We start from the raw sequence: 14,616 nt of genomic DNA on the forward strand, positions 1-14,616 counted from the left end.
GGGGCAGACAGATGAACATCGCCCGCGCCTCAATCGACCGGCCGCTTTACACATGGCTGATCATCCTCATTGCCCTTTTTGGTGGCATCTGGGGCTTCACGTCGCTTGGTCGCTTGGAAGACCCGGCTTTCACCATCAAGAACGCGGTCATCGCCACGCAATATCCCGGTGCCACGGCGGAACAGGTGGCGCTTGAAGTGTCCGAACCCCTTGAATCCGCAATCCAGCAGATGGGCGAGGTGGATGTCATCACCTCGGTCAACCAGCCCGGTCAATCGTTGATCGAAGTAGAGATCAAGTCGACTTACGACGGAACCGAACTGCCAGCCATCTGGACCCGCCTGCGGGCCAAGGTGCGCGATGCTGCCCGCGGGCTTCCGTCCGGTGTCAGCCAACCCTATGTGAATGACGGGTTCGGTGATGTGTTCGGCCTGTTCTATGCGGTGACCGCCCAAGGGTTCTCGGACGCCGAAAAGCATGAACTGGCAACGTTTCTGCGTCGCGAACTGCTGACCGTGGACGGCGTTGCGGATGTCGAGGTTCAGGGCCTGCCGGACGAGGCGATATTTGTCGAACCCGATCTGGCAATCTCGGTGAACCAGAATGTCCCGCTGCAAGCGATCAACCAGGCCATCGCCAATGCGGATTCGGTCAATTCCTCAGGGTCCTTACGCTCTGATAACGACCGCACCACCATTCTGACGGCCGAAGGGTCAGACAGCGTGTCGGCCATTGCGGGCCTGTCTGTTGGTTCACAAGGGCAGGTGATCAACCTCTTTGACATGTCCGATGTCTATCGCGCCCGTCAGAACGATCCGGACATCATGATCCGCTACAACGGGACCGAGGCCTTCACCTTGGGCATCGCGGGTCTGGCCACCGAAAACATTGTCGAGGTTGGTAAACGCGCTGACGCCAAATTCGCGGAGTTGAACACAAGCATTCCCTTCGGTGTCGAAATCCTGCCGATCTATCAGCAACATGTGGTGGTCGAGCAGGCCTCGAACGACTTTCTCGTGAATCTTGCCATGTCGGTGGCCATCGTGGTCGCCGTGCTGGGCATCTTCATGGGCTGGCGCGCGGCCATTGTCGTTGGCTCGACCCTGTTGCTGACCGTGGTCGGCACGCTTCTGTTCATGTCGCTCTTCTCAATCGAGATGGAGCGTATCTCATTGGGTGCCCTGATCATCGCCATGGGGATGCTGGTGGACAACGCCATCGTTGTGGCCGAAGGGATGCAGATATCCATGCTGCGCGGCCAGTCCTCGCGCGATGCGGCCGAGGATGTGGCGTCAAAAACCCAGGTCCCCCTGCTGGGGGCCACCGTGATTGGCATCATGGCTTTTGCGGGCATTGGCCTCAGCCCTGACGCAACCGGAGAATTCCTGTTCTCTCTGTTCGCCGTGATCGGCATTTCACTGTTGCTCAGCTGGGTTTTGGCGATCACTGTCACGCCGCTTTTGGGGCATTACTTCTTCAAACAGGGCAAAGCAGGCGAGATCGACGCTTACGGCGGCCTCCTGTTCCGCACATATGGCGCGATCCTGCGCTTTGCGCTCCGCTTCCGCTGGCTGGTTGTTGTTGGTCTCGTCGGCGTAACCGTGGTGTGCTATGCCGGGTTTGGGCTGATGAAACAGCAGTTCTTCCCGAACTCCAACACGCCTTTGTTCTTTGTGCACTACAAGCTGCCGCAGGGCACACCGATTGCGCGCACGGCTCAGGACATGGCGGAATTCGAAGATTGGCTGACCCAACGCGATGACGTGGTTTCGGTTACGACATTCGTCGGTCAGGGGGCTACCCGGTTCATGCTGACCTATTCGGCGGAAAAACCGAACCCGAGCTATGGTCACATGATCATCCGCACGGAAAGTCTGGATGACATCCCGGCCCTGCAAGCGGATCTGGAAGCGTTCGGGTCGGTCCAGTTCCCCGAAGGAGAGTTCGGAACCAAGCGCCTGGTCTTTGGCCCCGGCGGCGGCGATCCGATTCAGGCCCGCTTCTCGGGCAGCGATCCTGTGGTTCTGCGACAACTTGCGGACGAGGCGGTGCAGCGCATGGCGGCGGCGTCGCCCAACGCGCTGCTGGTTCATCATGACTGGCGCGAACAGGAACTGGCGCTGCAACCGATCTATGCCACCGAACGGGCGCAGACAGCGGGTGTCACGCGCGAAGATATCGCCGCCACCCTGCAATTCTCGACCGACGGCATCACGGGTGGTGTGTTCCGCGAGCGCGACCGCCTGATCCCGATTATCCTGCGCCGACCTGCGGACGGGGATTACTCGATTGTCGATCAGGTGGTGTATTCGGACCAGTCGGAAAAGTTTGTACCAATCGAACAGATGGTCGATGGATTCGAGTACAAATCTCTCAATACGCTGGTTCACCGTCGTGATCGGGTTCTGACCATCACCGTCGGCGCGGACATCCCGCCCGACCTGACGGCGGCTCAGGTACACGCCGAAGTACGGGACGCCATCGAGGCCATCGAACTGCCATCGGGCTACAAGATGGAGTGGGGGGGTGAGTTCGAAAACTCGCGCGACGCGCAGGCAAGCCTGGGCAAGCAATTGCCGCTGAGCCTGCTGATCATGGTGCTGATCTCGGTCCTGCTGTTCAACGCGATCCGCCAGCCGATCATCATCTGGCTGCTGGTGCCGATGTCCGTGAACGGCGTGGTGATCGGCCTGTTGGGAACAGGGCTGCCCTTTACCTTTACGGCACTTCTGGGCCTGCTCAGCCTGTCGGGCATGCTGATCAAGAATGGCATCGTTCTGGTGGAAGAGATCGACCTTGTCCGCGCTACCGGCAAACCCCTGCGCGAGGCAATCGTCGAAGCCTCGGTCTCGCGTTTGCGTCCAGTGATGCTGGCTGCGATCACGACCATTCTGGGCATGGCGCCGCTGCTGACGGATGCGTTCTTCGTCTCGATGGCGGTGACGATCATGGGCGGTCTGGCTTTTGCGACCGTCCTGACAATGGTCGCGGCACCGGTGTTCTACCTGCTCTTCTTTGCGCGCGATGAAAAACGCGAGGCGCAGGCAGTCTGAACACGGGCCTCTTTTGGGTCCAGCTGAAAAGCTGGGTCCAATCAGGTTAGATCAAAGGAACAAACGGCACGTCACAGGCCGCCAGTGCAGTGAAGATTGCGAGAACCAGAAATGTGCGCATTGTTTCATTCTCCTTATGCCTGAACGAAATGCGCGCCCGTTGAGTTCAGGTCAACGGGCGCGCATCTTTTCGTTCATTGATGAGCCAATTGTGGCTCAGGCGGGCTATCCCTGAAGGGATTTCACCTCGACATCCCCTTCGGCCTGCGCCTTGATCGCCAGAGCGGCAGCATGGCTTGCAGCGGCCGTGGTGTAATACGGGATCTTGTCATAAAGCGCGATGGACCGGATGGCCTTGCTGTCCTCGACCGCCTGCGCGCCTTCGGTGGTGTTCATCAGCAGTTGAACCTGACCGTCTTTCAGCATGTCGACCACGTCCGGCCGGCCCTCATAGACCTTGTTGACCACGTCGCATGGCACACCCTGTTCCGCCAGCCAGCTTTGGGTGCCGCGGGTGGCGACCAGCGTGAAGCCTTGTTCGACCAGAACCTGTGCAGCCTCGAGCATCGCTGCGCCCTTGTCGGCATCCTTGATCGAAATGAAGGCCCGGCCCGAAGTCGGCAGCACCATGCCCGCGCCCATCTGCGCCTTGAGGAAGGCGCGCGGGAAATCGCGGTCCCAACCCATGACCTCGCCGGTCGAGCGCATTTCCGGGCCCAGGATAGTATCGACGCCCGGGAAACGGGCAAAGGGCAGGACGGCCTCTTTCACCGAGAACCATGGCATGTCCGGGTCGGCCAGCGTCATCTGATCGGCGATCTTGGTGTCGTCCACGGTCTTGTAGGGCGGGCGCTGCGGGAAGCTTGCCAGCTTTTCGCCTGCCATGACGCGCGCGGCAATGGAGGCAATCGCGCTGTCGGTGGCCTTTGCCACGAACGGCACAGTACGCGAGGCGCGCGGGTTGACCTCGATCAGGTAGATCTCGTCATCCTTGATCGCGAACTGGACATTCATCAGGCCGACAACGTTCAGCGCCTTGGCCAGTTTGAACGCCTGATCCTTGATCTGCGCGATGATCTCTTTCGACAGCGAATAGGGCGGCAGCGAACAGGCGCTATCGCCCGAATGCACGCCGGCCTCTTCGATATGCTGCATGATGCCTGCCACATGCACGTCGGTTCCGTCACACAGCGCGTCCACGTCCAGCTCGACCGCGCCTGCCAGATAGCTGTCCAGCAGAACGGGGCTGTCGCCCGAGACCACAACGGCCTCGTTGATATAGCGTCGCAGCTGATCCATATCGCGCACGATTTCCATCGCACGCCCGCCCAGAACGTAGGAGGGGCGAATGACCAGCGGGAAACCGATCTCTTCGGCAATCTCCAGCGCCTTTTCATCGGTCGAGGCAATACCGTTTCTGGGCTGTTTCAGGCCCAGTTCATTGACCAGCGCCTGGAACCGTTCACGGTCTTCGGCCAGATCAATTGCGTCCGGTGTGGTACCCAGAATCGGAATGCCCTCGGCCTCAAGCGCGTTGGCCAGCTTCAACGGAGTTTGCCCACCGAACTGAACGATCACGCCGTGCAGCGTGCCGTTTTCCTGTTCCTTCGTCAGGATTTCCATGACGTGTTCAAAGGTCAGCGGCTCAAAATACAGACGGTCCGAGGTGTCGTAGTCGGTCGAGACCGTCTCGGGGTTGCAATTGACCATGATGGTCTCGTACCCGGCCTCGGTTAGCGCATAGCAGGCGTGGCAGCAGCAATAATCGAACTCGATCCCCTGACCGATCCGGTTCGGGCCACCACCAAGAATAACGACCTTCTTGCGGTCGCTTGGGCGTGCCTCGCATTCGACATCTCCCATCATCGGGGCTTCGTAAGTCGAGTACATATAGGGTGTCTGCGCTTCGAACTCGGCGGCGCAGGTATCAATGCGTTTGAAGACCGCGGTGACGCCCAGATTGTGGCGGGCGCGGCGCACGTTATCTTCGCTGCGGCCTGACAGGTTGCCCAGACGCGCATCGGTGAAGCCCAGCATCTTGAGCTTGCGGATGCCTTCTTCGGTCACTGGCAGACCGTCCTTGCGCACGGTGCGCTCGGCTTCGATGATCTCGCGGATGCGGGCCAGGAACCAGGGGTCAAACTTGGTGACGCCGAAGATTTCATCGTCGCTCAGGCCATGACGCATGGCTTGGGCGATGGTGCGCAGGCGGTCGGGGGTCTGCTTGCTGATCGCTTTGATGACATGCGCTTTGTCATCGCTGCTTTCGACCTCATCCCACAGGCCGATGCTCAGCCCCGGAATTTCGATCTCATCAAACCCGGTCAGGCCGGATTCCATCGAGGCCAGCGCCTTCTGCATGGATTCGTGGATGGTGCGGCCGATGGACATCGCCTCACCCACCGACTTCATTGCAGTGGTCAGATAGGGTTCAGAGCCGGGGAACTTCTCAAACGCGAATTTCGGGATCTTGGTGACGACATAGTCGATGGTAGGTTCGAACGACGCAGGCGTGACCTTGGTGATGTCGTTGTCCAACTCGTCCAGCGTGTAACCAACGGCCAGTTTCGCGGCAATTTTGGCAATCGGGAAACCCGTCGCTTTCGAGGCCAGCGCCGATGAACGCGACACGCGCGGGTTCATTTCGATCACAACCATGCGGCCATCATCGGGGTTGATCGCCCATTGCACGTTCGAGCCACCGGTTTCCACCCCGATCTCGCGCAGCACGGCGATCGAGCCGTTGCGCATGATCTGGTATTCCTTGTCGGTCAGCGTCAGGGCAGGGGCCACCGTGATCGAGTCACCCGTGTGCACGCCCATTGGATCGACGTTTTCGATGGAACAGACGATGATGGCGTTGTCGGCAGTGTCGCGCACCACTTCCATCTCGTATTCTTTCCAGCCCAGCAGGCTTTCATCGACGAGGATCTGGTTGACGGGCGAGGCATCCATGCCCGAGCGGCAGAAATGGATATAATCCTCACGGTTGTAGGCCACACCCCCACCGGTGCCGCCAAGCGTAAAGGCGGGGCGGATGATGGCTGGCAGGCCGATTTCCTCCAACTCGTCCAGAGCGATCTGCACACCTGCGTCCAGATCGGCAGAGCCGTCGGCCTTCTTGGGGGCGGTCACGATGGTAGCTTTAGGGTTTTCCAGCCCCAGCCGGTCCATCGCCTCGCGGAACAATTTTCGGTCCTCGGCCATCTCGATGGCGTCGCGTTTGGCACCGATCATCTCGACACCGAACTTGTCCAACACTCCCATCTCTTCCAGCGCGAGCGAGGTGTTCAGACCGGTTTGCCCGCCCATGGTGGGCAACAGCGCGTCGGGGCGTTCTTTCTCGATGATCTTGGCGACCACTTCGGGTGTGATCGGCTCGATATAGGTGGCGTCGGCCAGGCCGGGGTCGGTCATGATCGTCGCCGGGTTCGAGTTCACCAGAATGACCCGGTATCCTTCTTCCCGTAGGGCCTTGCAGGCCTGGGCGCCGGAATAGTCGAATTCACAGGCCTGACCGATAACAATGGGGCCCGCCCCAATGATCATGATCGACTGGATGTCGGTTCTTCTCGGCATGGCCTTGTTCCTTCGATTGTCCGCGAGTCAGGGCACCGCCCCAGCGCCCAAATTGTCCTGCGTTATAGGGACCGCGCAAAAAGGTGCAAGAGGTATCGGAAACAGGGGCGAAATTGCCGCTTTCCCCTCTTTCACTCGGCAGAGTATTCTCTATATGGCCCCTCACGGCAAATGAGGATGCAAGTGCGTATTCGTTTCGATCAGGGACCGGCCGGGCGAGGAACCCGGTTTCAGCGTCCGTCTCAGGTGATCCGTGCGGATGTGGCGGAGGACGTGCCCCAGGCTCTGGCGGCGCTGGACGCGGCGCGCGCAGGTGGTGCCTGGCTGGCAGGGTATGCCAGTTACGAGCTGGGCTTTGCGCTCGAGCCCCGGCTTAATGGTCTTTTGCCGGAAGAACGCCGTCTGCCTTTGTTGTGCTTTGGGGTTTATGATGCGCCGGATCGGGTCGCTCTTCCTTCGCCTGCGGGTGAGGTGGGCGCATTCCGGCCGCGCTGGGATGAAGCGCGCTACGGCAAGTCCTTCAGGGCCGTGCATGACGCCATCGGTGCCGGCGACATCTATCAGGCCAACCTGACCTTTCCGATTGACCTGACCGTTTCGGGCAACAGCGAAACGCTCTATGCCGCGCTGGCGGCGGGGCAGCCAGTGGGCCACGGAGCACTGGTGCAGCAGGATGGGCTGCCTGATCTGCTCAGCCGGTCGCCCGAACTGTTTTTCCGCACGGATGAGGGTGGGCGGATCGAAACCCGGCCGATGAAGGGAACGCAACCGCGCAGTGAAGACCCCGATGAGGATGCGCGCCGCCGGGCTTTTCTGAGCGCGGACGAAAAGAACCGGGCCGAGAACCTGATGATTGTTGATTTGCTGCGCAACGACATCAGCCGCGTCGCGCTGCCCGGATCCGTTCATGTGCCCGACCTGTTCCGGGTGGAAACCTATGCCACCGTGCATCAGATGGTCTCGCTGGTGCGGGCGCAGCTGCACAAATGCGTGGGGTTGGGTGAAATACTGACGGCACTGTTTCCCTGCGGGTCGATCACCGGAGCCCCCAAGATCCGCGCGATGGAAATTCTGGCGGAACTGGAGCCATGGGCGCGCGACATCTATTGCGGGACGATTGGCTGGGCCGCGCCTGATGGTCGGTCCGAGTTCAACGTGGCCATCCGCACCTTGATGCTTGAGGATGATCAGGCCACTCTGAACGTAGGCGGCGGTGTCGTTTGGGACAGCACCGCCGCGTCAGAGTATGAGGAGGCGTTATGGAAAGCCCGCTTCGCCCGCCAGCTGAACCTGATTTCAGCCTGATCGAAACACTGGCCTTCCGCCCGGATCAGGGCTTTGTCAGGCTGGACCGCCATCTTGCACGAATGGCCCGTACTGCGCGGGTGTTCGAGATTCCTTTCAACCCCGATGAAGCGACCGCCCGGCTGAACAGCGCGGCTTGCGACACTCCGCTGCGATGCCGCCTTACGCTGGATGTGTCGGGCTCGGTTGATCTGTCGACCGGCGAACTGGTGGACAATCCCAGGATCTGGCGCGTCGCTCTGTCAGATCATCGCCTGGCTTCGAATGACCTTTGGTTGCGTCACAAGACCACGCGCCGTGCGCTCTATGATAATGCGCGCGCAGCGCTGCCCGAGGGGGTGGACGAACTGTTGTTCTTGAATGAACTGGATGAGCTTTGTGAAGGCACCATCACGAACCTGTTTCTGGAAATGCCCGATGGCCGGATTCTGACGCCCGCTTTGTCCTGTGGGCTCTTGCCGGGGATACTGCGCGAAGAACTGCTGGAAAACAAAGCGGTCACCGAAGCCGTGCTGACCTTGACCGACCTGAAAAATGCGCAAACTGTGCGGATCGGAAATTCACTGCGCGGATTGATCGAGGCGGAGCTGATAGACGCGTGACAAAAAACAGCACGATGATCGGACCGCCGGTTCCGCTGACGCGCCTGCGGCTGGAATTTGGCCTGTTCTATATTGGCTTGCCGTTGCTGATCGCTGTTCTTTTCCCTCCGAACTGGATGTTCCCGGCGCTGTTTGCATTGACCGGGCTTGGTATCGTGCTGCTGCACCGGACGCCTGGGTTTCAATGGGCCGAGCTTCGTTATGACTGGGCCAACTGGACCCTGCGCGAGGTGGCTTTGTTCTCTGCCATCGTGGCTGCCTTTTGTGTTGGGCTGATTCAGATCACGCGCCCGGATGCCGCGTTCTACCTGCTTGTGCACCGCCCCGAAATGCTGGCCTTCATCTGGGTCGGCTACCCACCTTTGTCAGCGCTGCCGCAAGAACTGCTGTTCCGTCCTCTGTTCTTTCGCCGCTATCACGCGATCCTGCCGGATGGGCGTGCGGCCTATCTGCTGAACGCGGCCATATTCTCGTTCGCGCACCTGATGTACTGGAGCTGGATCGTCGCACTGATGACATTCGCCGGCGGCCTGCTGTTCACATGGGCCTACCGGCAGCGTGGGTCATTCTTCTATGCGGTGTTGCTGCACGCGATTGCGGGCAATATCATTTTTGCGGTGGGGCTGGGCGTATATTTCTACTCGGGCAATGTGCAAAGGCCGTTTTGAAGGGGCAACCCGCCTTGACTTTCCGGGGCTGACAGGGTGTATCGGCGCGACGAATTCTGCTCCCGAAGGGATATTCCATGCACGCCTATCGCAGCCACACCTGCGCCGCCTTGACCGCCGCCAATGTTGGAGAAACCGTTCGCCTGTCCGGTTGGGTGCATCGGGTTCGAGATCATGGGGGCGTGCTGTTCATCGACCTGCGCGACCATTTCGGCGTAACCCAGATACTGTGCGATGGCGACAGCGCCGCTTTTGCTGCGCTTGAAAAGGTGCGGTCCGAATGGTGCATCCGCATCGACGGCACCGTCAAAGCCCGTGACCCGGACCTGGTGAACCCGAAACTGCCCACCGGCGAGATCGAAGTTTACGTGCGCGAACTGGAAGTTCTGGGGGCCGCCGACGAATTGCCGCTGATGGTCTTCGGCGATCAGGAATACCCCGAGGAAACGCGCCTGCGCTATCGCTATCTGGACCTGCGTCGCGAGGCGATGCAGCGCAACATGACCCTGCGCTCGGACGTGGTGGCCTCCATGCGCAAACGGATGTGGGATCAGGGGTTCCGCGAGTATCAGACGCCGATCATCACCGCCTCGTCGCCCGAAGGCGCGCGCGACTTTCTGGTGCCTTCGCGCCTGCATCCGGGCAAATTCTACGCGCTGCCACAGGCACCTCAGCAGTTCAAACAGCTGATCATGGTGTCGGGTTTCGACAAATACTTCCAGATCGCACCATGCTTCCGCGACGAAGACCCGCGCGCCGACCGCTCGCCCACCGATTTCTACCAGCTTGATCTTGAGATGTCCTTTGTTGAACAGCAGGACGTGTTTGACACGATCCAGCCCGTTCTGACCGGCGTGTTCGAAGAGTTCGGCGGTGGCCGCAAGGTCGATCAGGACTGGCCGCAAATCTCCTACAAGGATTCGGCGCTGTGGTACGGCACGGACAAGCCCGACCTGCGGAACCCCATCAAGATGCAGGTGGTGTCCGAGCATTTCCGCGGTTCCGGTTTCGCGATCTTCGCCAAGCTGCTTGAACAGGAAGGCACCGAAATCCGCGCTATCCCGGCGCCGACCGGTGGCAGCCGGAAGTTCTGTGACCGCATGAACGCCTTTGCCCAGAAAGAGGGCCTGCCGGGCATGGGCTATATCTTCTGGCGCGATCAGGGTGAGGGGATGGAGGCTGCGGGACCGCTGGCCAAGAACATCGGCCCCGAGCGCACCGAGGCGATCCGCCAGCAACTGGGTCTGGGCGTCGGTGATGCGGCGTTCTTCCTGGGCGGCAAGCCGAAAGCCTTTGAAAAGGTTGCGGGTAAAGCGCGCGACGTGATCGGCGATGAGCTTGGCCTGACCGAAAAAGACCGTTTTGCCTTTGCCTGGATCGTCGATTTCCCGATCTATGAACAGGACGAGGAAACCGGCGTGATCGATTTTGAGCACAACCCGTTCTCGATGCCGCAGGGCGGTATGGAGGCGTTGCAGGGCAACCCGCTGGATGTGCGCGGTTATCAGTATGATCTGGCGTGCAACGGATACGAGCTGGTTTCAGGCGCGATCCGTAACCACAAGCCGGAAATCATGCTGAAGGCCTTTGAACTGGCGGGCTATGGCGAGGATGAAGTAAAATCCCGCTTTGGTGCCCTGTTCAATGCCTTTCACTATGGCGCCCCGCCACATGGTGGATGCGCGGCTGGTATCGACCGGATCGTGATGCTGCTGGCAGATGAGGCCAACATCCGCGAGGTCATGATGTTCCCGATGAACCAGCGTGCCGAAGATCTGATGATGGACGCACCTTCGGACCCGACCTCGGATCAGTTGATGGAGTTGGGTCTTCGCGTTATCCCTCAGGACCAGTAATTAATCTCCGCCCGCTTGTCGCGGGCGGTTTTTTTCGCGCAGGCTGCCTGTGTCAGTCCAGCGGGTCTTTCAGATTGTTTCGGTTGACGCGGATTGAACGCGCGGCATGCCGTGTTTGGCGGTACAGCCAGATGCACAAAAGGGTTGCAGTGATGAAATACGCTGTCACCATTTCAAATCGCCTCTCGCTGTTCCAGTCGGTTCTGCACCATCCCGGCAACCTGCGCCGCCTGTGCCATGATCGGCATCCCGTTTGCGCGTGACAATGCCAGCTTTCGCGCTGCCTCCGCCAAGGGCCTGTCATTTGCCTCGCGCGCGACGCCGTGCAGGAACTGTGCGGCGTAATCCAATGTACGGTGATCGTTGGGACCTGCGAGGACATCGGCGATATGGGCCATGTCGTCCTGATAGGCCAAAGGGTCCGGGCGGATGATTTCATCGCGCACGGCATGAAGCCCGCTGGGCCGCCGGTCCTCTGGCAGGCGTTCCAGAATGGATTTCTGAAAATGTGACATTGATTTTAGCGGCTTGGACAAAAACCCATCTGCGCCGGCCGCCAGAGCCATGTCTTCGCTACCGTCATCGCCCGAAAGGCCCATGATGACGCTGATACGGGGCGTGACCTCGGCCAATTCGGCGATCAGGTCGGCGCCGGAACCGTCCGGCAGACCCATATCGACCAGGATGACCGAAGGTCGATAGATCTGTAGATGCCTTCGCGCCGATTTCAGGCAATCCGCACGGCGAATGCGCGCGCCGCTGTGCAGGCACATCAGGCGGATGGCATCGCAAGCGTACCGGCTGTCTTCGACAACCAATATTGTCTGACCCAGCAAGGGTCGAGTCGCGGTGGGCGCGGCGGTGGTGGTGGCAAGTAGGCCCGAATCGTCCATGGCAGCTCTCCTATGCAGCAGATGCTTCACGCTAGGAACTCCTGGCTAACACGACGTTAACGCGCGATTTGGCGCACTTGTCCTTTGGCGGATCAGCCCCCATAACCCATGCAACGCAGGACAGCAGGAGTGAGACATGATTGGACGTCTGAACCACGTCGCCATCGCCGTACCGGATCTTGAGGCGGCGTCCGAGCAATACCGCAACGCGCTGGGCGCCAAAGTCGGCGCGCCGCAGGACGAGCCGGATCATGGTGTCACGGTCGTGTTCATCGAACTGCCCAACACCAAGATCGAACTTCTGTATCCGCTGGGTGATGACAGCCCGATCAACGGGTTTTTGGAAAAGAACCCGGCCGGCGGCATCCACCATGTATGTTACGAGGTCGAGGATATCATCGCGGCCCGTGATCATCTGAAAGCAACTGGAGCCCGTGTTCTGGGATCAGGTGAACCCAAGATCGGTGCGCATGGTAAACCGGTTCTGTTTCTGCACCCCAAGGATTTCAACGGCTGCCTGGTCGAGCTGGAGCAGGTATAACCCCCCAGCCCCGGAGGGCCTGAAATGACCATTACTGCCGCGCTGGTGTTGTTCGCCGTCATCTGGTTCATGACGTTGTTGGTGGTGCTGCCCATTCGCATCAAAACCCAGGGCGATTTGGGTGATATCGTTCCCGGCACGCATGCGGGCGCGCCGGAAGTGCATCACATGAAAAGAAAGATGTGGATCACCACCGGTATCTCTGTGGTTCTGTGGGCGATCATCGCCGGGATCATCCTGTCGGGCGTGATCTCGGTGCGGGATTTCGACTGGTTGAATCAGTTGGAGCCAAGGTAATCCCCGTCAGGCCTTTTGGCCTGACAAGGCATGATAGATATGGGTGAATGTGGCGGCCCCGATGATCGGGATCACCAGGTTCACCAGCGGCACTGAAAGCGGAATGGCCATCAGTGTGCCCGCCACCCAGATCGTCGTTGAATGTTTGGCCCGCAGCTTGCGCGCGCTGTCGCGTCCGATCCGTCGCATCGCGGCAAGGGTGAAATATTCACGCCCCAGCAAGAACCCGTTCATCGCCCAGAAGATGAAAGGCGCAAGCGGGGTGAAAACCGCATAGAGGATCAGCGCCAGCAGGTTTGCCACAATCAGAACGCCAAGGAAGCTGAGACCGTCCATAAGCGCCTCTGAGACCGGGATGCGCCGTGCGGGCGGCAACGCGGGAAAATGTTTGTCCTCAACCGCCTGTGCCACCTCGTCCAGAAAGATCGAGGTGATGGCCGACGCGACCGGCACCATCAGAAAAACGGGCAGGATCAGGACGAGCACGATACCAGAATAGTTCAGAACGTCGTTCAGCCACGGCACAGCCCCCACAAATGGCAGTGAGATTTCGCTGCCGGACAACCAGTTGATCAACCAGATCGCACCTGCACAGGCCAGAACCAGCAGCAGAATGGTCAGGCCCACGCCGCGCAGCAATACGGCGCGAAACCTGGGGTCTCCGGTCTGGCCAAGTGCGCTGAAAAAGGCGTTCAGGATGATCATTCCGTAACCCACTCTGTCAACGCGGCCACGTCGGGCCGGGGGCGTTCCGGCGGGGTCGTTCCCTCGGTGGCGATATGAATCAGACCGGCCACGCGTTCGTTTTCGGCAAGCCCGAAAGCATCGACACAGAATTCGCGATCATGTGTTTGCCAGCCCGACAGCCAATTGGCGCCCCAGCCCGCAGCCAGCGCAGCATTCAGCAGCGCCAGACAGACCGCGCCAGCAGAGTAGGATTGTTCGATCGCCGGAATCTTTTCGGATTGTTTGCGAACCTCGATGACCGCGACGGCCAGATGCCCCATATCGAACTGGCTGCGCGCTTTGGCGATGTCTTCCGGGCTTTTGTTCAGCCTTTGTCCGCAGGCCTCGGTCAGGGTCGCCAGACGTGGCATGACGCCCTTTTCCAAAACGATAAACCGCCAGGGCTCCAGTTTGCCGTGATCGGGGCTGCGTGCTGCGGCCGTCAGCAATGGCAGCAATTCCTCCCGGGTTGGGGCCGGAGCAACCAGTGTCTTGGCCGGCCGGGACCGGCGCGACTGCAAAAACTCCAGAGCGGCGGGGTTTTTCAAGGACATATGTTAACTTCCTTTACATCGGGACTCTGTATCTTGGTCGGCATTCTGCCCGTTTCAAGGGCACGCCAATGGATTGTGTGGATCAATTTCATTACGACGTGCTTCGTGCAAGACTTTGAGAAAAAAGAGGAGACAATGGCGAAACCCAAACTGCGCGATCTGCCGGATCTCAGCGCGATGGCGCAGGCCGGGGCCGTGTTCAAACTGAAGGTGATGCCCAAGGCGGCCCGCGATCGGGTGAGCGTCGAAGACGGGCAGATCAAGGTATTCGTTACGGCCCCGCCGGAAAACGGCAAGGCCAACAGGGCCGTGCAGTTGCTGCTTGCAGAATGTCTGGGCGTCGCGCCCTCGACCCTGACGTTGAAGCAGGGGCAAACCGCACGGATCAAGCTGTTTTCCTATGACCCCTGAGGCCCGGTTTCGCGAATTTGATAAACACCTTCGGGCAGATCCAGCGCGGCCGCCAGATCCCGCACCTGCTCGGGTGACAAAGTGATCTTCTGTATTTGATCGGTGCGGGGATCAAGTTGTTCCAGCGTGAC

The 14,616-nt window shown here is 59.9% G+C and carries 13 protein-coding genes; 8 read left to right on the forward strand and 5 right to left on the reverse strand.

Annotated elements, in window-relative coordinates:
• Window positions 1–11: 11 nt before the first annotated feature.
• The gene (locus AC2FNN_RS09095; RefSeq protein ID WP_496758049.1) at window positions 12–3,053 is read left to right on the forward strand and encodes an efflux RND transporter permease subunit; all 3,042 of its coding nucleotides are present in this window, start codon (window positions 12–14) and stop codon (window positions 3,051–3,053) included.
• Window positions 3,054–3,278: 225 nt separating this feature from the next.
• Here AC2FNN_RS09095 and carB read toward each other — a convergent pair whose 3' ends face one another.
• Window positions 3,279–6,632 carry a carbamoyl-phosphate synthase large subunit gene (carB, locus tag AC2FNN_RS09100; RefSeq protein ID WP_496758050.1) on the reverse strand — a complete coding sequence of 1,118 codons (3,354 nt, stop codon included), beginning with the start codon at window positions 6,630–6,632 and terminating at the stop codon, window positions 3,279–3,281.
• A gap of 177 nt (window positions 6,633–6,809) precedes the next feature.
• Here carB and AC2FNN_RS09105 point away from each other — a divergent pair, with 177 nt between their 5' ends.
• From AC2FNN_RS09105 to aspS, 4 genes are all read left to right on the forward strand, one after another.
• The gene (locus AC2FNN_RS09105) at window positions 6,810–7,937 is read left to right on the forward strand and encodes an aminodeoxychorismate synthase component I (protein ID WP_496758051.1); all 1,128 of its coding nucleotides are present in this window, start codon (window positions 6,810–6,812) and stop codon (window positions 7,935–7,937) included.
• On the forward strand, window positions 7,892–8,539 hold the full coding sequence (locus tag AC2FNN_RS09110) for an aminotransferase class IV family protein (protein WP_496758053.1): 648 nt from the start codon (window positions 7,892–7,894) through the stop codon (window positions 8,537–8,539). The genes AC2FNN_RS09105 and AC2FNN_RS09110 overlap by 46 nt, the downstream gene beginning before the upstream one ends.
• Entirely contained in the window at window positions 8,536–9,207 is a 672-nt protein-coding gene (locus AC2FNN_RS09115) for a CPBP family intramembrane glutamic endopeptidase (protein ID WP_496758055.1), read from the forward strand. The genes AC2FNN_RS09110 and AC2FNN_RS09115 overlap by 4 nt, the downstream gene beginning before the upstream one ends.
• Window positions 9,208–9,284: 77 nt before the next feature.
• Window positions 9,285–11,063 carry an aspartate--tRNA ligase gene (gene aspS, locus AC2FNN_RS09120; protein ID WP_496758056.1) on the forward strand — a complete coding sequence of 593 codons (1,779 nt, stop codon included), beginning with the start codon at window positions 9,285–9,287 and terminating at the stop codon, window positions 11,061–11,063.
• Between the two features lie 173 nt (window positions 11,064–11,236).
• On the opposite strand, the gene AC2FNN_RS09125 is transcribed toward aspS, so the two are convergent.
• The gene (locus tag AC2FNN_RS09125; protein ID WP_496758058.1) at window positions 11,237–11,956 is read right to left on the reverse strand and encodes a response regulator; all 720 of its coding nucleotides are present in this window, start codon (window positions 11,954–11,956) and stop codon (window positions 11,237–11,239) included.
• Window positions 11,957–12,092: 136 nt separating this feature from the next.
• Between AC2FNN_RS09125 and mce the strand changes: the two genes are divergently transcribed.
• Window positions 12,093–12,497, forward strand: coding sequence for a methylmalonyl-CoA epimerase (gene mce, locus AC2FNN_RS09130; protein ID WP_170346086.1), 405 nt, complete (start codon window positions 12,093–12,095; stop codon window positions 12,495–12,497).
• Window positions 12,498–12,521: 24 nt separating this feature from the next.
• The gene (locus AC2FNN_RS09135; RefSeq protein WP_117867937.1) at window positions 12,522–12,794 is read left to right on the forward strand and encodes a DUF1467 family protein; all 273 of its coding nucleotides are present in this window, start codon (window positions 12,522–12,524) and stop codon (window positions 12,792–12,794) included.
• A gap of 6 nt (window positions 12,795–12,800) precedes the next feature.
• Here AC2FNN_RS09135 and AC2FNN_RS09140 read toward each other — a convergent pair whose 3' ends face one another.
• Together AC2FNN_RS09140 and AC2FNN_RS09145 are read right to left on the reverse strand one after the other, a co-directional pair.
• Window positions 12,801–13,499: an EI24 domain-containing protein gene (locus tag AC2FNN_RS09140; protein WP_496758059.1), complete on the reverse strand. Its 699-nt coding sequence runs from the start codon at window positions 13,497–13,499 to the stop codon at window positions 12,801–12,803.
• Window positions 13,496–14,074: a nitroreductase family protein gene (locus tag AC2FNN_RS09145; RefSeq protein ID WP_496758060.1), complete on the reverse strand. Its 579-nt coding sequence runs from the start codon at window positions 14,072–14,074 to the stop codon at window positions 13,496–13,498. Before AC2FNN_RS09145 ends, AC2FNN_RS09140 begins: the two co-directional genes overlap by 4 nt.
• A gap of 135 nt (window positions 14,075–14,209) precedes the next feature.
• Here AC2FNN_RS09145 and AC2FNN_RS09150 point away from each other — a divergent pair, with 135 nt between their 5' ends.
• Entirely contained in the window at window positions 14,210–14,485 is a 276-nt protein-coding gene (locus AC2FNN_RS09150) for a DUF167 domain-containing protein (RefSeq protein ID WP_496758062.1), read from the forward strand.
• Here AC2FNN_RS09150 and AC2FNN_RS09155 read toward each other — a convergent pair.
• Window positions 14,473–14,616, reverse strand: a 144-nt coding sequence (locus AC2FNN_RS09155) for a DUF8831 family protein (protein WP_496758063.1), incomplete at its 5' end; no start/stop codon positions are given. The genes AC2FNN_RS09150 and AC2FNN_RS09155 overlap by 13 nt on opposite strands.

This window comes from Ruegeria sp. BHSA118 (assembly GCF_059613405.1).

Coding starts and splice junctions, on each gene's coding strand:
- AC2FNN_RS09095 (WP_496758049.1), top strand. CDS start 12: ATGAACATCGCCCGCGCCTCAATCGACCGGCCGCTTTACACATGGCTG.
- aspS (WP_496758056.1), top strand. CDS start 9,285: ATGCACGCCTATCGCAGCCACACCTGCGCCGCCTTGACCGCCGCCAAT.
- AC2FNN_RS09110 (WP_496758053.1), top strand. CDS start 7,892: ATGGAAAGCCCGCTTCGCCCGCCAGCTGAACCTGATTTCAGCCTGATC.
- AC2FNN_RS09105 (WP_496758051.1), top strand. CDS start 6,810: ATGCAAGTGCGTATTCGTTTCGATCAGGGACCGGCCGGGCGAGGAACC.
- AC2FNN_RS09125 (WP_496758058.1), bottom strand. CDS start 11,956: ATGGACGATTCGGGCCTACTTGCCACCACCACCGCCGCGCCCACCGCG.
- carB (WP_496758050.1), bottom strand. CDS start 6,632: ATGCCGAGAAGAACCGACATCCAGTCGATCATGATCATTGGGGCGGGC.
- mce (WP_170346086.1), top strand. CDS start 12,093: ATGATTGGACGTCTGAACCACGTCGCCATCGCCGTACCGGATCTTGAG.
- AC2FNN_RS09150 (WP_496758062.1), top strand. CDS start 14,210: ATGGCGAAACCCAAACTGCGCGATCTGCCGGATCTCAGCGCGATGGCG.
- AC2FNN_RS09140 (WP_496758059.1), bottom strand. CDS start 13,499: ATGATCATCCTGAACGCCTTTTTCAGCGCACTTGGCCAGACCGGAGAC.
- AC2FNN_RS09135 (WP_117867937.1), top strand. CDS start 12,522: ATGACCATTACTGCCGCGCTGGTGTTGTTCGCCGTCATCTGGTTCATG.
- AC2FNN_RS09145 (WP_496758060.1), bottom strand. CDS start 14,074: ATGTCCTTGAAAAACCCCGCCGCTCTGGAGTTTTTGCAGTCGCGCCGG.